This window comes from Citrobacter sp. Cb028 (assembly GCF_030336705.1).
GTDB lineage: Bacteria > Pseudomonadota > Gammaproteobacteria > Enterobacterales > Enterobacteriaceae > Citrobacter > Citrobacter braakii.
Map to the genome: position 1 here is coordinate 233,137 of NZ_JAOWCZ010000036.1, position 18,414 is coordinate 251,550.

General features: G+C 52.7%; 16 protein-coding genes. 10 read left to right on the forward strand and 6 right to left on the reverse strand.

Annotated features, from left to right (window positions below; all coding sequences use genetic code 11):
* The gene (locus OGV75_RS23140) at window positions 1-207 is read right to left on the reverse strand and encodes a hypothetical protein (protein ID WP_016154958.1); all 207 of its coding nucleotides are present in this window, start codon (window positions 205-207) and stop codon (window positions 1-3) included.
* Window positions 208-499: 292 nt separating this feature from the next.
* On the opposite strand from OGV75_RS23140, the gene OGV75_RS23145 reads away from it, so the two are divergent.
* The 8 genes from OGV75_RS23145 to trmL all read left to right on the forward strand — a co-directional run bounded on the left by OGV75_RS23145 (window position 500) and on the right by trmL (window position 11,981).
* Window positions 500-862, forward strand: coding sequence for a YibL family ribosome-associated protein (locus tag OGV75_RS23145; protein WP_016154959.1), 363 nt, complete (start codon window positions 500-502; stop codon window positions 860-862).
* A gap of 487 nt (window positions 863-1,349) precedes the next feature.
* Complete coding sequence (locus OGV75_RS23150; protein WP_047358810.1) at window positions 1,350-1,991, forward strand: SadB/YajI family lipoprotein; 642 nt, start codon at window positions 1,350-1,352, stop codon at window positions 1,989-1,991.
* 43 nt (window positions 1,992-2,034) lie between these two features.
* Window positions 2,035-6,015 carry an ESPR-type extended signal peptide-containing protein gene (locus OGV75_RS23155; RefSeq protein ID WP_286481325.1) on the forward strand — a complete coding sequence of 1,327 codons (3,981 nt, stop codon included), beginning with the start codon at window positions 2,035-2,037 and terminating at the stop codon, window positions 6,013-6,015.
* A 294-nt stretch (window positions 6,016-6,309) separates the two neighbouring features.
* Entirely contained in the window at window positions 6,310-7,965 is a 1,656-nt protein-coding gene (gene lldP, locus OGV75_RS23160) for an L-lactate permease (protein ID WP_053388712.1), read from the forward strand.
* On the forward strand, window positions 7,962-8,738 hold the full coding sequence (lldR, locus tag OGV75_RS23165; RefSeq protein WP_003024170.1) for a transcriptional regulator LldR: 777 nt from the start codon (window positions 7,962-7,964) through the stop codon (window positions 8,736-8,738). Before lldP ends, lldR begins: the two co-directional genes overlap by 4 nt.
* Complete coding sequence (lldD, locus tag OGV75_RS23170; RefSeq protein WP_016154962.1) at window positions 8,735-9,925, forward strand: FMN-dependent L-lactate dehydrogenase LldD; 1,191 nt, start codon at window positions 8,735-8,737, stop codon at window positions 9,923-9,925. The genes lldR and lldD overlap by 4 nt, the downstream gene beginning before the upstream one ends.
* Window positions 9,926-10,120: 195 nt before the next feature.
* Complete coding sequence (locus tag OGV75_RS23175) at window positions 10,121-11,461, forward strand: MFS transporter (RefSeq protein ID WP_016154963.1); 1,341 nt, start codon at window positions 10,121-10,123, stop codon at window positions 11,459-11,461.
* A gap of 46 nt (window positions 11,462-11,507) precedes the next feature.
* Complete coding sequence (gene trmL / locus OGV75_RS23180; RefSeq protein WP_016157744.1) at window positions 11,508-11,981, forward strand: tRNA (uridine(34)/cytosine(34)/5-carboxymethylaminomethyluridine(34)-2'-O)-methyltransferase TrmL; 474 nt, start codon at window positions 11,508-11,510, stop codon at window positions 11,979-11,981.
* A gap of 181 nt (window positions 11,982-12,162) precedes the next feature.
* On the opposite strand, the gene cysE is transcribed toward trmL, so the two are convergent.
* From cysE to OGV75_RS23205, 5 genes are all read right to left on the reverse strand, one after another.
* The gene (cysE, locus tag OGV75_RS23185; protein ID WP_016154965.1) at window positions 12,163-12,984 is read right to left on the reverse strand and encodes a serine O-acetyltransferase; all 822 of its coding nucleotides are present in this window, start codon (window positions 12,982-12,984) and stop codon (window positions 12,163-12,165) included.
* A gap of 77 nt (window positions 12,985-13,061) precedes the next feature.
* Window positions 13,062-14,081, reverse strand: a complete 1,020-nt coding sequence (gene gpsA / locus OGV75_RS23190; protein WP_016154966.1) for an NAD(P)H-dependent glycerol-3-phosphate dehydrogenase — start codon at window positions 14,079-14,081, stop codon at window positions 13,062-13,064.
* On the reverse strand, window positions 14,081-14,548 hold the full coding sequence (gene secB / locus OGV75_RS23195; RefSeq protein ID WP_003024155.1) for a protein-export chaperone SecB: 468 nt from the start codon (window positions 14,546-14,548) through the stop codon (window positions 14,081-14,083). The genes gpsA and secB overlap by 1 nt, the downstream gene beginning before the upstream one ends.
* A 46-nt stretch (window positions 14,549-14,594) precedes the next feature.
* The gene (grxC, locus tag OGV75_RS23200) at window positions 14,595-14,846 is read right to left on the reverse strand and encodes a glutaredoxin 3 (protein WP_003024152.1); all 252 of its coding nucleotides are present in this window, start codon (window positions 14,844-14,846) and stop codon (window positions 14,595-14,597) included.
* A gap of 51 nt (window positions 14,847-14,897) precedes the next feature.
* A complete protein-coding gene (locus OGV75_RS23205) occupies window positions 14,898-15,329 on the reverse strand; it encodes a rhodanese-like domain-containing protein (RefSeq protein WP_005120473.1) in 432 nt (143 codons plus the stop codon).
* Window positions 15,330-15,576: 247 nt separating this feature from the next.
* On the opposite strand from OGV75_RS23205, the gene gpmM reads away from it, so the two are divergent.
* Both gpmM and envC read left to right on the forward strand, forming a co-directional pair.
* Complete coding sequence (gene gpmM / locus OGV75_RS23210) at window positions 15,577-17,121, forward strand: 2,3-bisphosphoglycerate-independent phosphoglycerate mutase (RefSeq protein ID WP_016154967.1); 1,545 nt, start codon at window positions 15,577-15,579, stop codon at window positions 17,119-17,121.
* Between the two features lie 33 nt (window positions 17,122-17,154).
* Window positions 17,155-18,414, forward strand: a complete 1,260-nt coding sequence (gene envC / locus OGV75_RS23215) for a murein hydrolase activator EnvC (protein ID WP_230330234.1) — start codon at window positions 17,155-17,157, stop codon at window positions 18,412-18,414.

The following is an 18,414-nucleotide window of genomic DNA, read 5'->3' on the forward strand; positions in this document are numbered from 1 at the left end:
TTACTTCTCTTCCTGCTGCGGTCGATACAGCTGCCGATAATACGCCAGACGTTGCAGATACAGCTGCGCATTCTCCTGCGGTATTTCAGTAGGGACAACGTTGCGCGGTGGTGTTTTATTCAGATATTCGCGAAAAGCCTGGCTTGAAGCCATAAAATCGACCGTCTTATCAATAAGGGCCGAAACGTTCTCACCTATTTTCGCCATAATCTTCCCTCCTCCATGTATTAACCGCGCTCAGCCTGCGCGGTTGCTCATTTAAGTTTAGGATCGGTTGGGCGATTATATTGAGGAAAACGTGCTTCACTATGAACCCGTCAATAAAAAGCACTACGGCCGACCTTATCACTTAAAATTCCTTATTAATCAAAACAGTAGTATTTTCATTAGCTGAATAATACTTGCAGCATTTGATTATTTATCTTCGATTAGTTGTGAATAATCCCGCTCTGCGCGCATACTATAGGATATTCATCCTATTTTTATCAGAAGCTATCCTATGAAAGAAGTCGAAAAAAACGAAATTAAACGCCTGAGCGATCGTCTGGACGCTATCCGCCACCAGCAGGCAGACCTGTCCCTGGTTGAAGCCGCCGACAAATATGCCGAGCTGGAGCAAGAGAAAGAAACGCTGGAAACCGAGATCGCGCGTCTGCGTGACGTCCACGGCCAGAAGCTGAGCAAAGAAGCGCAAAAGCTGGCGAAACTTCCTTTCCGTCGTGCTATCACCAAAAAAGAACAGGCCGACATGGGCAAGCTGAAGAAGAGCGTGCGCGGCCTGATCGTCGTTCACCCGATGACCGAGCTTGGCCGTGAAATGGGCCTGAAAGAGATGACGGGCTTCGCGAAGAGCGAGTTCTAAGCACTCCCGCATCACAGGCTCTCAAGACACCCGTCGAACGGCGGGTGGCTTGAGAGCATCGGGCTATATTCCGAATTTTTTCTTGTAAATATTTACACCGCTTATATACAAGTTCATTTTTAACGGCAATCTCTGCTTTTCAGAAAAAAAATCCCACCATCATGTCTGTTTGTATTTATACAATGAATTTTTCCATCCTCTTTTTTCATGACCCGCAGAATATAATTGACCCACAAAATTAAATAACATTATCATCTATAAAACAATGCCCCTATATATAAATATTATGATTATATTTTTATAAGGCATTGCTATGGGTAATTAATAAATAATATTGGGTATTTTCAAAATTTCATATAAGCAATGAATATTTTCATTATAACCATACGTTAATGGGTTATTGGCAATGCCCGCAGAATGGTGAGTTAGCTGTATAAATAACAGACAACTATTTACACCATATAAATTATAAATAAGGATATTTTATATGAACAATAATGGAAAATTTGTTCCGCTGCTTGTTTTGGGATTCACATTCTTGTTATCGGGTTGTGATTACTTTGCAGATAAACACCTTGTCGAAGAACTAAAAAAACAACAAAAAGAACAAGAAGAAAAGATAAATTTACTAGAAAAACAACAAACTACGATTATTAACGCGACACAAAAGGTCGCCGAAGTCGTTGGACGCATTGAACGCAAACAACGGCTATTCGACTACACAGAACTGGACCCATCACAAACGCACTATTTTATTATTAACAACGGCAATATCGGCTTAGCCGGGCGTATTCTATCTATTGAGCCAATAGATGATGGGAGTGTTATTCATCTTGATTTGGTTAACTTACTCAGCATTCCCGTATCAAACCTGGCGTTTAATATGACATGGGGTACGAAAAAACCTTCCGAGGCAAAAGATCTGCCTCGCTGGAAACAGCTCCTGCTCAACACGCAAATGGATTCGACAATAGAACTCTTACCGGGAGCATGGACAAACGTCACGCTGACATTAAAAGGCGTATCGCCCAATAATCTTAAGTATCTAAAAATAGGCATTAACATGAAAAATGTTATTTTTGACAGCATACAACCTATTAAAGATACAAAAAAGAAATCAAAAAAATAATAGCCATTGATACAACTATTTTATAAAAGGAAAGCACTTATCCATGAACAAAATATTTAAAGTCATCTGGAATGCCGCTACGGGAACATTTATTGTCACCAGCGAAACCGCAAAAAGCCACGGCAAAAAAAGCGGTCGCAAAAAGCTGGCTGTTTCCGCACTCATCGGTCTTGGCAGTATTATGGTCTCAGCGGATGCGCTGGCCAACGCGGGGAACGATACCGGAAGCGGTGTTACCGTATCAGGTACAACGGGAACAGGGTGGGTTGCAATTGGTACCAATGCCACAGCCAATACTTACACCAGCGAAGATGGCGCAAGCGCCGCGATGGGTTATAAGGCCGATGCGATGGGGAAATGGAGTACCGCCATTGGTTCATACAGCCAATCCTCCGGCGACTCTTCGCTAGCGCTTGGCGTAAAATCGGTTTCTGCCGGTGACCGGGCCATTGCAATGGGAGCCTCTTCCTCAGCCAGTGGAGATTATTCGATGGCAATGGGTGTTTATGCCAATTCGAGCGGTGCAAAATCGGTTGCATTAGGTAATCAATCCACTGCGAGCGGTGACGACAGCACTGCATTTGGTAATGGCGCAAAAGCGATAGGCACCAGCTCAGTTGCCCTTGGCACAGGCTCTACCGCCCTGGAAGACAATTCCGTCGCCGTGGGTAACAGCACCACTCAACGGCAGATCACCTATGTTGCTAAAGGCGACATCAATTCCAGCAGTACTGATGCCGTCACAGGTGCGCAAATTCATTCTTTAAGTCAATCCGTCGCCAACCGACTCGGCGGAGGGGCTTCCGTTAATTCTGATGGTACAGTGAATGCTCCCCTCTACGAGGTAGGCACAGGCATCTACAATAACGTAGGCAGTGCATTAAGTGCACTTAACACTTCTATCATTAACACAGGTGCCTCTGTCGCAGGATTAACCGAAGACGCGCTGTTGTGGAATGACAGCACCAGTGCCTTTAGCGCTAACCACGCGGGAAGCACCAGCAAGATCACCAATCTGGCGGCAGGCACCCTGGCCGCAGACAGCACCGATGCCGTTAACGGCTCCCAGTTGTTTGATACAAATGAGAAAGTGGATCAGAACACTACTGATATCGCCGCTAATACGACCAGCATTAACCAGAACACAACCGATATCGCCGCTAATACGACCAGCATCAATCAGAACACCACTGATATCGCCACCAACACCACCAATATCAATAACCTGAGCGACTCTGTTACCACGCTCACCAATGATGCCTTGCTGTGGGATGCTAACTCTGGCGCATTCAGCGCTAACCACGCGGGAAGCGCCAGCAAGATCACCAATCTGGCGGCAGGCACTCTGGCCGCAGACAGCACCGATGCCGTTAACGGCTCCCAGTTGTTTGCCACCAACGAAAATGTGTCTCAGAACACCACTGATATCGCCACCAACACCACCAATATCAATAACCTGAGCAACTCAGTTACCACGCTAACCGATGATGCCCTGCTGTGGGATGCTGACTCTGGAGCATTCAGCGCTAACCACGCGGGAAGCGCCAGCAAAATCATTAATGTCGCCGCCGGGGAACTTTCTGAGGACAGTACAGACGCGGTGAACGGCTCACAGTTGTATGAAACCAACCAGAAGGTAGATCAAAACACATCAGATATTGCAGATATTAATACGACGATCACCAATCTTGGTACCGATGCACTGAGCTGGGATGAGGCAACCAATTCGTTCTCCGCCAGCCACGGAAGTAGTACGGCAAACAAAATCACCAATGTCGCCGCCGGGGAGCTTTCTGAGAGCAGCACCGACGCGGTTAACGGTTCGCAGCTGTTCGAAACCAATGAAAAAGTGGATCAGAACACGACCGATATCGCCGCCAATACCACCAACATATCTCAGAACAGCACCGCAATTGAGAACCTGAATACTTCTGTCACCGACATTAATACGTCCATTACCGGCCTCACTGATAATGCTCTGTTATGGGACGAAGACATCGGGGCTTTTAGCGCAAACCACGGTGGAAGTACCAGTAAAATAACCAATGTCGCCACCGGGGAGCTTTCTGAGGACAGTACAGACGCGGTAAACGGCTCACAGTTGTATGAAACCAACCAGAAAGTAGATCAAAACACCTCTGCTATTGCGGATATCAATACGTCCATCACCAACCTTGGTACCGATGCACTGAGCTGGGATGACGAAGAGGGTGCGTTCAGCGCCAGCCACGGTACCAGCGGTACCAATAAGATAACCAATGTAGCAGCAGGTGAAATCGCCAGTGACAGTACTGACGCCGTTAATGGCTCTCAGCTCCATAAAACTAACATGCTGATTTCTCAGTATAATGAATCTATTAACCAAATAACCGGTGATACCAGCGAAACCTATATCACGGAAAATGGTACCGGCGTGAAATACATCCGCACGAACGATAACGGGCTTGAAGGCCAGGATGCATACGCAACGGGTGAGGGCGCAACAGCAGTGGGTTACAACGCCGTCGCATCCGGTGCTTCGAGTCTGGCGCTTGGAGAAAACAGCAGCAGCAGCATTGAGGGCAGCATCGCCTTGGGCAGTGGCTCCAGCTCTAACCGCGCTATTACAACCGGCATACAAGCAACGAGCGTAACAAGCGATGGCGTCGTCATTGGTTACGATACAACAGACAGAGAGTTGCTGGGCGCGTTGTCATTGGGGACGGATGGAGAAAGCTATCGTCAAATTACCAACGTTGCGGACGGCTCTGAAGCGCAAGATGCGGTAACAGTTCGTCAGTTACAAAATGCTATCGCCGCCGTTTCCACGACGTCGACACAATATTTCCACGCTAACTCGGATGAGGAAGATTCCCTGGCGGTGGGTGAAAACGCGATAGCCGTCGGCGCGAAAACCATCGTCAATGGCGATTCGGGAGTCGGTATTGGCTATGGCGCAGTCGTAGATCAATCTGCCTTCAACGGCATTGCCATTGGTTCAAACGCACAGGTAAATCACGCCAACAGCATCGCGCTCGGCAGCAATTCACAAACCACCGTCGGCGCACAAAGCAGCTATACCGCTTACAACATGGATACGCCACAAACGTCAGTGGGCGAAGTTTCTGTAGGCAGTGGCGATGGCCAGCGGCAGATCACCAATGTTGCAGCAGGAAGCGCAGACACCGATGCCGTAAACGTTGGTCAATTGAAAGTCACTGACAGCCGTGTTGCCGCAAATACCGAAAGCATCAATAACCTGAATACCCAGGTTAGCAACCTTGATACTCGCGTCACCAATATCGAAAACTCTGTCGGCGATATTGTCACTACGGGGAGCACCAAATACTTCAAGACCAGTTCAACAGGTGCCGATGCAAATGCCCAGGGTGCAGACAGCGTCGCGATGGGTTCCGGATCTATTGCGGCTGCTGAAAACAGCGTGGCGCTAGGCACAAATTCCGTCGCAGATGAAGCTAATACGGTGTCTGTCGGCTCTTCTACTCAACAACGTCGTATTACCAATGTTGCCGCAGGGGTGAACAACACTGACGCGGTTAATGTGGCGCAACTGAAAGCCTCAGAAGCAGGTTCCGTTCGTTATGAAACCAATACCGATGGCTCGGTTAACTACAGTGTGCTCAACCTGGGAGACGGGAGTGGCGGTACCACTCGGATCGGCGCTGTTTCAGCGGCGGTGAACGATACGGATGCGGTGAACTATGCGCAATTGAAACGCAGCGTAGAAGAAGCAAACACCTATACCGATCAAAAAATGGGTGAAATGAACAGTAAAATCAAAGGAGTAGAAAACAAGATGAGCGGCGGTATTGCCTCAGCAATGGCCATGGCCGGTCTTCCACAAGCTTACGCACCGGGAGCCAACATGACCTCGATTGCTGGGGGTACGTTTAATGGTGAAAGTGCCGTCGCACTCGGCGTGTCTATGGTGAGTGAAAGCGGGGGCTGGGTTTATAAATTGCAAGGAACCAGTAACAGCCAGGGCGATTACTCTGCAGCCATTGGTGCTGGCTTCCAGTGGTAATGAAGTAACAATACTCCCGACATCAAAGGCAATGGCATCATGCCATTGCCTTTTCACTTCTCTTTGTTGTCCTCACCCGCAATTGGCCCTACCAATTTTAGCCAGATCCTACCAGCACCTCACATTTCATTAAAATGTGAGTACAATACCGTTGCCAATAAATAACATTTGATTAACCATTCATTGTCATTACCCCTACACAACAATATTGGCAGGGCCACTTTTACACATAATGTGACCAGGAGATGAGCACAGACTCATTCCATTATGTCGGCGGCCCCCAGGAGACCTGCAATGAATCTCTGGCAACAGAACTACGACCCGGCCGGTAACATCTGGCTTTCCAGTCTGATCGCATCGCTCCCTATCCTGTTCTTTTTCTTCGCCCTGATTAAGCTCAAGCTGAAAGGCTATGTTGCGGCGTCATGGACGGTGGTGATCGCTCTGACGGTCGCCCTGCTGTTTTACAAAATGCCGGTCGATCACGCTCTGGCTTCCGTGGTGTACGGCTTCTTCTATGGTTTGTGGCCAATTGCCTGGATCATTATCGCCGCGGTATTCGTCTATAAAATCTCGGTGAAAACCGGGCAGTTCGACATCATCCGCTCCTCAATACTCTCGATTACCCCGGACCAACGTCTGCAAATGCTGATTGTCGGTTTCTCCTTTGGGGCATTCCTCGAAGGGGCGGCAGGATTTGGCGCTCCGGTAGCGATTACCGCTGCACTGCTGGTTGGTCTGGGCTTTAATCCTCTGTACGCGGCAGGTTTGTGCCTGATCGTAAACACCGCTCCGGTCGCTTTTGGCGCAATGGGCATTCCGATTCTGGTTGCCGGTCAGGTTACCGGGCTGGATAGCTTCGAGATTGGTCAGATGGTGGGCCGTCAGTTACCGTTCCTGACCATTATCGTGTTGTTCTGGATTATGGCGATTATGGATGGCTGGCGCGGCGTAAAAGAGACCTGGCCTGCGGTGATGGTCGCTGGCGGCTCGTTTGCTATCGCGCAGTACCTCAGCTCTAACTTTATCGGGCCAGAACTGCCGGACATTATCTCGTCTCTGGTTTCGCTGGTCTGCCTGACGCTGTTCCTGAAACGCTGGCAGCCGGTACGCATCTTCCGCTTTGGCGATATGGGCGCTTCACAGGTCGATCAGACGCTGGCTCGCACCCACTATACCGCTGGACAGGTGGTCCGCGCCTGGTCTCCGTTCCTGTTCCTGACCGCCACCGTCACGCTGTGGAGCGTACCGCCGTTTAAAGCGCTGTTTGCGCCAGGCGGCGCGATGTACCACTGGGTGGTCAATATTCCGGTTCCGTTCCTCGATAAGCTGGTTGCCCGTATGCCGCCGGTTGTACACGAAGCCACAGCCTACGCGGCGGTGTATAAATTTGACTGGTTCTCCGCGACCGGTACCGCGATTTTGTTTGCCGCCCTGCTGTCTATCGTCTGGTTGAAGATGAAGCCGTCCGCAGCGCTGCAGACTTTTGGCAGCACGCTGAAAGATCTGGCATTACCTATTTACTCCATCGGAATGGTGCTGGCATTCGCGTTTATCTCAAACTACTCCGGGCTTTCATCAACCCTGGCGTTGGCCCTGGCACACACCGGCAGCGCGTTTACCTTCTTCTCACCGTTCCTCGGCTGGCTGGGGGTATTTCTGACCGGGTCCGACACCTCATCAAACGCACTGTTTGCCGCCCTGCAGGCTACGGCTGCTCAGCAAATCGGCGTTTCGGATGTGCTGATGGTGGCGGCAAATACCACCGGCGGCGTGACCGGCAAGATGATCTCGCCGCAATCTATCGCTATCGCCTGTGCGGCAGTGGGATTAGTGGGGAAAGAGTCTGACCTGTTCCGCTTTACCGTGAAACACAGCCTGATTTTCACCTGCATGGTGGGTGTGATTACCACGCTGCAGGCCTATGTCTTAACCTGGATGATTCCATGATAGTGATGCCCAGACGCCTGTCAGACGAAGTCGCATCTCGTGTGCGGGCGCTGATTGAAGAACAACAGCTGGAGGCGGGCATGAAGTTGCCCGCTGAGCGCCAACTGGCCGTACAGCTCGGCGTATCGCGTAACTCGCTGCGCGAGGCGTTAGCAAAGCTGGTCAGTGAAGGCGTACTGATTAGCCGTCGTGGCGGCGGGACGTTTATCCGCTGGCAGCATGAGGCCTGGTCTGAACAAAACATCGTTCAGCCGCTGAAAACCCTGCTGGCTGACGATCCTGATTACAGTTTCGATATTCTGGAGGCCCGCCACGCCATCGAAGCCAGTACCGCCTGGCACGCAGCCATGCGGGCCACCGCCGCGGATAAAGAGAAAATCAGGCTCTGTTTCGAGGCCACGCAAAGCGAAGATCCGGATCTCGCCTCGCAGGCTGACGTTCGTTTTCATCTCGCCATTGCGGAAGCCTCGCACAACGTGGTGCTGTTGCAGACCATGCGCGGTTTCTTCGACGTCCTGCAGTCTTCGGTAAAACAGAGCCGCCAACGTATGTACCTGGTACCGCCCGTATTTTCTCAACTGACGGCGCAGCATCAGGCCGTGCTGGACGCCATTGTTGCCGGGGATGCCGACGGGGCGCGTAAGGCCATGATGGCGCACCTCAGTTTTGTCCACACCACAATTAAACGATTTGACGAAGATCAGGCCCGGCAGGCGCGTATTACTCGCCTGCCCGGTGATCCTGGTGAGAATAGCAGGGAGAACAACACATGATTATTTCAGCAGCCAGCGACTATCGCGCCGCAGCCCAGCGCATCCTGCCCCCCTTCTTGTTCCACTATATTGACGGCGGGGCGTATGCCGAGCACACCTTGCGCCGTAACGTGGCAGACCTGTCAGAGGTGGCGCTGCGCCAGCGCGTACTGAAGAATATGTCCGACCTGAGCCTGGAAACCAAGCTGTTCAACGAAACACTCTCCATGCCGGTAGCCCTCGCGCCTGTCGGCTTATGCGGCATGTACGCACGCCGGGGCGAGGTTCAGGCCGCCGCCGCCGCTGATGCCAAAGGCATTCCGTTTACGCTTTCCACAGTGTCCGTATGTCCGATTGAAGAAGTCGCCCCGACCATCAAGCGTCCGATGTGGTTCCAGCTGTATGTTCTGCGCGATCGCGGTTTTATGCGTAACGCACTGGAGCGCGCCAAAGCGGCGGGTTGCTCCACGCTGGTCTTTACCGTCGATATGCCAACGCCTGGCGCACGCTACCGTGATGCCCATTCCGGTATGAGCGGCCCAAATGCGGCACTGCGGCGCTACTGGCAAGCAGTCACTCATCCACAGTGGGCATGGGACGTTGGTCTGAACGGTCGCCCGCATGATTTAGGCAATATTTCGACTTATCTTGGCAAACCCACCGGCCTTGAAGATTACATCGGCTGGCTGGCGAATAACTTCGATCCGTCGATTTCCTGGAAAGACCTCGAGTGGATCCGTGAATTCTGGGATGGTCCGATGGTGATCAAAGGGATCCTCGATCCTGAAGATGCCCGCGACGCCGTACGCTTTGGCGCGGATGGCATCGTTGTCTCTAACCACGGTGGCCGTCAGTTAGATGGCGTGCTGTCTTCAGCTCGTGCGCTGCCCGCCATTGCCGATGCGGTGAAAGGCGATATCACCATTCTGGCTGATAGCGGGATCCGCAATGGTCTGGACGTTGTACGCATGATAGCGCTGGGCGCGGATAGCGTGCTGCTGGGGCGTGCTTATCTGTACGCGCTAGCGACCCACGGCCAGGCCGGTGTGGCGAATCTGCTGAACCTGATCGAGAAAGAGATGAAGGTGGCGATGACCCTGACCGGTGCGAAGTCGATTAGCGAAATCAGCCGTGATTCGCTGGTACAGGAACTGGGTAAGAGCCTGCCTGCCGCGCTGGCACCTCTGGTCCAGGGTAGCGCAGCGTAACAACATCCCCGTAAACCCCATTTTCTGAATGGTCGGTCTGTTTTCAGCCCGACCATTTTTTATCCAAAAATAACGACTAGTTAACATTTACAACCAATATATTTGACAACTTTTTATCCACCTGCCAAATGTATAGACAAGCTAATACAACAGCATTTTATACATATAACAATCATCATAACTGGCGAGGGTGACATGGCTTATTCCGGAAAAGTGAATATCCAGCAGGCGATAGATGACAGTGCTTTTTCGCGTTTCCACTGGGTCATTATTGTCCTGGGTTTTCTGGTTTTAGCCATTGACGGCTTCGATACGGCGGCGATGGGCTATATTGCCCCCACGCTTTCAGCCGACTGGGGCATCAAGAAACAAGATCTTGGACCGGTGTTAAGCGCCGCGCTATTGGGCCTCTCATTTGGTGCCCTGCTGGCCGGACCGATTTCCGATCGTATGGGTCGTAAGCGCGTCCTGGTCTTTTCCTGTCTGTTCTTTGGCCTCGCCAGTCTGGGAACCGCCTATGCCCAGACGCTGAATATGCTCACGTTTTGGCGCTTTCTCACCGGGCTTGGGCTTGGCGCGGCAATGCCCAATGCCATCACCCTGGTGTCAGAATTCGCCCCGAAACGCTGTCGTTCAATGGCGATTAACACCATGTACTGTGGCTTTCCATTAGGGGCTGCGGGCGGCGGCGTGATCTCCTCCTGGCTGATCCCCAACTACGGCTGGCACAGTGTTCTGCTTGCTGGTGCGATCGCCCCACTGGTCCTCACCGTACTGTTGGTGCTGTTCCTGCCGGAGTCGGTTAAGTATCTGGTTCACCGCGGTAAAGGGGTTGCACAGATTAAACGCATTGCTCAACGTTTTATGTCGGGAAGTCTGGAACAGGTTACCCAGTTTTATCTGGATGAAGACCGTATCACGGTCAAAAAAAGCAGCGTGGCACAGTTATTTAGTATGCCCTGGCTGCCGGGTACGCTGATGCTCTGGATGACCTACTTTATGGGGCTGGTTATCTATTACGTGCTGCTGAGCTGGATGCCAACGCTGATGCTGGGAATGGGCTATCCGCTGGCCGAATCCGCCTGGCTGACATCGCTGTTTACCTTTGGCGGTACGGCGGGGATCCTGCTGGCCGGTTGGTTAATGGACCGCTGGGAAGCCCATAAAGTGGTCTCACTCGGCTTCATTCTGACGATGCTGTTTGCCCTCGCTCTCGGGTTTGAACATAACCACATCATCTTGTTCGGCGCACTGATCTTCCTGATGGGGATTACCATGAACGGCGCGCAGTCCGGGCTGCAGACGCTGGCCGCCACGTTTTATCCAACCCACTGCCGTGCGACGGGCATTGCCTGGATGCAGGGCGTGGGCCGCTTCGGCGGCGTAGCCGGAACGATGATGAGCGCCCAGTTGCTTTCCCTGCAATGGCAGGCAGACAGTATCTTAATGTTCCTCAGCCTTCCGGCCCTGGTCGCTGCTGCCGCGACAATTTACAAGCTGCAACGCTATAAACCGCAGACGCTGACCGTCGCATAGTACCCGCTCTTTCTGCTATTCTGCCCCCCGTTATCAAGGGGGCAGTATGCTTAACATCGTTTTATTCGAACCAGAAATCCCGCCAAATACCGGCAATATTATCCGTCTTTGCGCCAACACCGGCTTTCGTCTGCATATTATAGAGCCAATGGGCTTTACCTGGGACGACAAGCGCCTGCGTCGCGCGGGGCTGGATTACCATGAATTTACCGCCGTGCTACGCCACCCTGATTACGCCGCCTTCGTCGCCGCAGAACATCCGCAGCGCCTGTTTGCTCTGACCACCAAAGGTACGCCAGCGCATAGCGCGGTATGCTATCAGGACGGGGATTATCTGATGTTTGGTCCGGAAACACGCGGTCTGCCAGCCAGCATCCTTGACGCGCTGCCGGCCGAACAAAAAATTCGTATTCCGATGATGCCAGACAGTCGCAGCATGAACCTGTCAAATGCGGTGTCGGTGGTGGTGTATGAGGCCTGGCGCCAGCTAGGGTATCCGGGCGCGGTACTGCGTAGCTGATGATTGTTGGATAGCGGCTAGCGCCTGATCCGACCTACATTAATTTGATGAAATTCATTTCGAGCGTTATCGGCGCAGACAGATTGAACACGGACTGCGCACAGTCACCGGAGCGTACACGCAATACGTGAGGATGACGAGCACAGCTCAGGTTCAATCTGCCAGGTAAGATAGCTCGAAATCAGATACCATCTCCATACTCAAAAGTATGATGTATCCCGTTGAAATGCTGATCCATATCCATGGACGGCTTATCGCTGTCAGGCTTGCCGACGATGCGTGCCGGAACGCCTGCTGCAGTGGTATGCGGGGGTACCGGCTGTAAAACGACGGAACCTGCGCCAATCTTCGCGCCGCGCCCGACTTCAATGTTGCCGAGAATTTTTGCTCCCGCGCCAATCATCACGCCTTCACGAATTTTCGGATGACGGTCACCGCCGGCTTTACCGGTCCCGCCCAGCGTGACGGATTGCAAAATAGAGACGTCGTTTTCAATCACGGCAGTTTCACCGACCACAATACCAGTGGCGTGATCGAGCATAATCCCACGGCCAATTTTTGCCGCCGGATGAATGTCTACCTGGAAGCTAACGGACACCTGATTTTGCAGGAAGATCGCCAGCGCCTGACGCCCCTGATGCCACAGCCAGTGACCGATACGGTAGGCCTGAAGCGCATGAAAGCCCTTCAGATACAGAAGTGGGGTGGAATATTTATCGACAGCCGGATCACGCGTGCGTACCGCCTGAATATCACAGGCCGCTGAGGCAATCATTTCAGGATCGGCCGCGTAGGCCTCTTCCACGACTTCGCGAATGGCAATGGCGGGCATGATCGGAGAAGCGAGTTTATTCGCCAGCATATAGCTCAGCGCACTGCCGAGGTTTTCATGCTTGAGCAGCGTTGCGTGGTAAAAACTGGCCAGCATTGGCTCACATTCCGCCAGTGCCCGGGCTTCCGCTTTAATGTTTTTCCAGACGATATCCAGTTCTTCACACGGCATTGCGTACTCCAGAAGATAGCAAAACGACCGACCCGTTCTTCGCGGGTCGGGTCGTTATATTCAACAGTTCCTTACAGCTAGTGGCGACTCAGCTCGTCCCTGCGTGCACGGCCTAATAACGTCAATGCTGCCTCGCGCGCGTTTTTTCCGCAATACAATACTTGATAAATTTCCTCGGTTATTGGCATCTCAACACCAAAACGGTGCGCCAATTCACGAACTTCTTTCGTATTGCGGTAGCCTTCAACCACCTGACCAATCTTGTCCTGCGCCCCCTGCACGTCCATCCCCTGGCCGAGCATCATGCCAAAACGACGGTTACGCGACTGGTTGTCGGTACAGGTCAGCACCAGATCGCCTAAACCCGCCATCCCCATAAAGGTGGCAGGATCGGCACCCAACGCCGCGCCAAGGCGAGACATTTCGGTCAGTCCACGGGTGATCAATGCGGTTCGCGCATTCGCGCCGAAACCGATGCCGTCAGACATCCCCGCGCCAATCGCAATAACGTTTTTCACCGCGCCGCCAAGCTGCACGCCAATGAAATCCGGATTGCTGTAAACGCGGAAGCTCTTGCCGCAGTGCAGCAACTGCTGGAGATCGTCAGCAAAGGTGTCGTCCGTCGAGGCCAGAGAAATCGCCGTCGGCATGCCCGCCGCCAGCTCTTTGGCGAACGTCGGACCGGAGATAACCGCCAGTGGAATAGAATTCCCCAGCGCTTCACGCGCGACGTCCTGCAGCAGGCGTCCCGTTTCCGCTTCCAGACCCTTTGTCGCCCAGACCAGACGCGCGTCAGGACGCATCAGCGGTTTGATGTTGCGCAGCACTTCGCCAAAGACGTGGCTAGGCACCACCACCAGAATATTACGACTGGCGGCCAGCGCAGTGGCTAAATCACTTTCCAGGCGCAGCGTTTCGGGAAAAGGCACATCAGGGAGGAACGCGACGTTGCAGCGATCGTGCTCGAGGGTCGCGATATGTTTCGGATCATGGCCCCACAGGACAACCTGATGGCCATTTCTTGCCAGGGTGATGGCAAGAGCGGTGCCGTACGAGCCGGCACCAATCACAGTCATTGAAGCATTACTTTGGTTCATCAGGCATCCTGATGTTCTTCAGTACCTTCGCCAGCCTGCTGCTGTAAATAGTTCATGAACAGCGCATCAAAGTTGACCGGCGCAAGGTTCAGTTGCGGGAATGTACCGCGTGAAACCAGGCTGGTGATGCATTCGCGGGCATACGGGAACAGAATGTTCGGGCAGTATGCACCAAGGCAATGCGCCATCTGAGTCCCTTCAATACCACTGATGGAGAAAATACCGCCCTGCTGAACTTCACACAGGAACGCAGTTTCTTCACCCAGAGAAGCCGTTACGGTGACACGCAGCACTACTTCATACACATCATCTGCCAGTTGGGTAGATGCGGTATCAAGATCCAGTTTAACCTCTGGCTGCCAATCTTTCTGGAAAACATGTGGTGCATTTGGCGCTTCGAAAGACACATCCTTGGTATAAATACGTTGGATCTGGAAAGCCATTTCAGTGTTATTTTGTTCTGACATGTTGAGAAAACCCTTTAGTGTTGTCCTTTAAATACTTCGGTACGCCTTAACGCAGCAGTGGATCCAGTCCACCACGTGCATCCAACGCATACAAGTCGTCACAACCACCAATGTGCTGTGCATCAATAAAAATCTGCGGAACCGTTGTACGGCCACTGCGCTTGATCATCTCTTCACGCTTCACGGCATCGCCGTCAATCGGAAGTTCCTGGAAACTCACACCCTTGCTGTTCAACAGCGCCTTTGCGCGATGGCAAAACGGGCAGGTCGCTTTGGTATAGATCTCAATATTGGCCATGACTTATCTCCAGTGTTCTTTTACCCTGCGGCATGAAAGAAGACGGGTAAATTACTTGCCGCGAACCAGTGGCAGATTCTCGCCACTCCAGCCCGCTACGCCGTCTTTCAGTACAGATACCTGCTCAAAACCGGCTTTAATCAGCGCAGTTGCTGAATCCTGGCACTGCATACCAGAGCCATCAACCACAATAACAGGTTTGTTTTTGTGTTTTTCCAGCTCGCCAAAATTGTTGGCTTTGATTTCGCTCGGCAGCAGGTTAGTGGAGCCCGCGATATGACCTTTGCGGAAGTCGTCGCGCTGACGTAAATCCACAATCACCGCATCTTCTTTGTTGATAAGACGAGTGGCTTCTCCGCGCGTAATTACCTTCACTTTCGAAGTCAGGCTCTTAAACGTGGTAAATAATACAGCCGCCAGTAACGCAATCCAGGCGATACTCAATACAGGGTGGCGACTAACAAATTGCATAATTTCTTGCATGGGGGGTAACAACTCCCGACTTAGTGATTAAAAAACCAGGAAAGGAGTATACCTGCGCGTTGGCGCAAATACAGCCAGAGCGTGCATTGGATTGCATTTTTGCGGGGCGCTACGGAAAAAAAAACGTAAATCCGCGCCCTCTGCGACACGCTCTGGTCGATTATTTGATCTTCTGGGGCTATTTTATCGATTCAGCTGTAGTAAAATTACGCAATTATTTTTGTCTATTGAGTGTGAGGTTGTCGCAATGTCGGTTTCTAAAAAACCTATGGTACTGGTGATTCTGGATGGCTATGGCTATCGTGAAGACAGCCAGGATAACGCCATCTTTAATGCCAAAACCCCGGTAATGGATGCTCTGTGGGCAAAACGTCCGCATACCCTGATTGATGCCTCTGGCCTGGAAGTCGGCCTGCCCGATCGCCAGATGGGCAACTCCGAAGTGGGTCACGTCAACCTGGGCGCGGGCCGCATCGTGTATCAGGACCTGACCCGTCTGGATGTTGAAATTAAAGAACGGACTTTCTTCGCTAACCCAGTGCTGACCGATGCGGTCGACCAGGCAAAAAATAGCGGCAAAGCGGTTCACATCATGGGCCTGCTCTCTGCTGGCGGCGTTCACAGCCACGAAGATCACATCATGGCGATGGTCGAAATGGCAGCTGAACGCGGTGCTGAGAAAATCTATCTGCACGCTTTCCTTGATGGCCGTGATACCCCGCCGCGCAGCGCTGAACATTCGCTGCAGAAATTCGAAGAGAAATTTGCCGCGCTGGGCAAAGGCCGCGTAGCGTCCATCATCGGTCGTTACTACGCCATGGACCGCGACAACCGTTGGGATCGCGTTGAACAGGCTTATGACCTGATGACGCTGGCAAAAGGCGAGTTCCAGTTCGCTACGGCTGTTGAAGGCCTGCAGGCTGCTTATGCCCGCGACGAAAACGACGAATTCGTGAAAGCGACCGTGATCCGTGCTGAAGGCCAGGCTGAAGCCGCCATGGAAGACGGCGATACGCTGATTTTCATGAACTTCCGTGCTGACCGTGCGCGTGAAATCACCCGTGCGTTTGTTAACGCAGACTTCGACGGCTTCGCCCGTAAGAAAGTCGTTAACCTCAACTTTGTGATGCTGACCGAATACGCAGCCGACATCAAAACTGCTGTTGCTTACCCACCAGCGTCTCTGGCCAACACCCTTGGCGAGTGGATGGCGAAGAATGACAAAACGCAGCTGCGTATTTCCGAAACTGAAAAATATGCCCACGTGACCTTCTTCTTTAACGGCGGCGTAGAAGAGCCGTTCAAAGGCGAAGATCGCATCCTGATCAACTCGCCGAAAGTCGCGACCTACGATCTGCAGCCGGAAATGAGCTCTGCTGAGCTGACCGAGAAGCTGGTTGCTGCGATTCAGAGTGGAAAATACGACACCATCATTTGTAACTACCCGAACGGCGACATGGTTGGTCACACCGGGGTGATGGAAGCTGCGGTTAAAGCGGTTGAAGCGCTGGATCACTGCGTTGAGCAGGTGACTAAAGCGGTTGAATCCGTTGGCGGCCAACTGCTGATCACCGCGGACCACGGTAACGCAGAGCAAATGCGCGATCCGTCCACCGGTCAGGCGCATACAGCACACACCAACCTGCCCGTTCCGCTGATTTATGTCGGTGGTAAAAACGTCAAAGCAGTTGAAGGCGGCAAACTTTCTGATATCGCCCCGACGATGCTGACGCTGATGGGTATGGAAATCCCGCAAGAGATGACTGGTAAGCCGCTGTTCATCGTGGAATAATCCCTCCCCATGAGGGGAAAGGCGATTAATACCATCACTTGGGCCGTGAAACTGCAAAAGCTTTCAGTCAGGCCCTTGTTCTACGCCAGCGCGCTTAGCGCTGGCGTATTGCTGTGCGCCTTTTCCGCCCACGCGGACGAGCGCGATCAGCTCAAATCTATTCAGGCTGATATCGCGGCAAAAGAACGCGCGGTACGCCAACAACAACAACAACGCTCCACTCTCCTCGCTCAACTTAAAGCTCAGGAACAGGCCATCGCCGTTGCCGCCAGGCAACTTCGCGAAACGCAAAACTCGCTGGCGCAGCTGAATGCGCAAATCACTGAAATGAATGCCGCCCTCGCGAAGCTGGAAAAACAGCGGGCTGCGCAAGAGCGTAGCCTGGCAGCCCAACTTGACGCAGCGTTTCGCCAGGGCGAACACACCGGTATTCAGCTCATTCTGAGCGGGGAAGAGAGCCAGCGCGGGCAACGCCTGCAGGCCTATTTCGGCTATCTGAACCAGGCGCGGCAGGAAACCATCGCGCAGTTGAAACAAACCCGCGAAGAAGTCGACTCGCAAAAAGCCGAGCTGGAAGATAAGCAGAGCGAACAGCAGACGTTGCTGTACGAACAGCGCGCTCAGCAGGCTAAGCTGGAGCAGGCGCGTAATGAACGCAAGAAGACGCTCTCGGGTCTGGAGTCATCGATTCAGCAGGGCCAGCAGCAACTGGGCGAAATGCGCGCCAACGAATCACGCCTGCGCAACAGCATTGCTCGCGCCGAAGCCGCAGCCAAAGCACGTGCGGAACGTGAAGCACGCGAGGCGCAGGCCGTACGCGACAAACAAAAGGATGCGTCACGGAAAGGCTCAACCTACAAGCCAACCGAAAGCGAAAAATCACTGATGTCCCGTACCGGCGGTTTAGGTTCCCCACGCGGCCAGGCATTCTGGCCCGTTCGTGGCCCAACGCTACATCGTTATGGCGAACAGTTGCAAGGTGAGCTACGTTGGAAGGGGATGGTTATTGGCGCATCCGAAGGCACCGAAGTTAAAGCCATTGCCGATGGCCGCGTCATTCTGGCGGACTGGTTGCAGGGCTACGGTCTGGTGGTCGTCGTTGAGCACGGTAAAGGCGATATGAGCCTTTACGGTTATAACCAGAGCGCGCTGGTCAGCGTCGGTACGCAGGTTCGCGCCGGGCAGCCTATTGCACTTGTGGGTAGCAGCGGCGGACAGGGCAGGCCGGCACTCTATTTCGAAATTCGTCGCCAGGGTCAGGCGGTCAATCCACAGCCGTGGTTGGGAAGATAA

Bases quoted from the DNA above. Each gene is read 5' to 3' on its own strand.
- cysE (WP_016154965.1), bottom strand. From the start codon at position 12,984: ATGCCGTGTGAAGAACTGGATATCGTCTGGAAAAACATTAAAGCGGAA.
- lldP (WP_053388712.1), top strand. From the start codon at position 6,310: ATGAATCTCTGGCAACAGAACTACGACCCGGCCGGTAACATCTGGCTT.
- OGV75_RS23175 (WP_016154963.1), top strand. From the start codon at position 10,121: ATGGCTTATTCCGGAAAAGTGAATATCCAGCAGGCGATAGATGACAGT.
- OGV75_RS23150 (WP_047358810.1), top strand. From the start codon at position 1,350: ATGAACAATAATGGAAAATTTGTTCCGCTGCTTGTTTTGGGATTCACA.
- trmL (WP_016157744.1), top strand. From the start codon at position 11,508: ATGCTTAACATCGTTTTATTCGAACCAGAAATCCCGCCAAATACCGGC.
- secB (WP_003024155.1), bottom strand. From the start codon at position 14,548: ATGTCAGAACAAAATAACACTGAAATGGCTTTCCAGATCCAACGTATT.
- lldD (WP_016154962.1), top strand. From the start codon at position 8,735: ATGATTATTTCAGCAGCCAGCGACTATCGCGCCGCAGCCCAGCGCATC.
- gpmM (WP_016154967.1), top strand. From the start codon at position 15,577: ATGTCGGTTTCTAAAAAACCTATGGTACTGGTGATTCTGGATGGCTAT.
- OGV75_RS23140 (WP_016154958.1), bottom strand. From the start codon at position 207: ATGGCGAAAATAGGTGAGAACGTTTCGGCCCTTATTGATAAGACGGTC.
- OGV75_RS23155 (WP_286481325.1), top strand. From the start codon at position 2,035: ATGAACAAAATATTTAAAGTCATCTGGAATGCCGCTACGGGAACATTT.
- OGV75_RS23145 (WP_016154959.1), top strand. From the start codon at position 500: ATGAAAGAAGTCGAAAAAAACGAAATTAAACGCCTGAGCGATCGTCTG.
- OGV75_RS23205 (WP_005120473.1), bottom strand. From the start codon at position 15,329: ATGCAAGAAATTATGCAATTTGTTAGTCGCCACCCTGTATTGAGTATC.
- lldR (WP_003024170.1), top strand. From the start codon at position 7,962: ATGATAGTGATGCCCAGACGCCTGTCAGACGAAGTCGCATCTCGTGTG.
- gpsA (WP_016154966.1), bottom strand. From the start codon at position 14,081: ATGAACCAAAGTAATGCTTCAATGACTGTGATTGGTGCCGGCTCGTAC.
- grxC (WP_003024152.1), bottom strand. From the start codon at position 14,846: ATGGCCAATATTGAGATCTATACCAAAGCGACCTGCCCGTTTTGCCAT.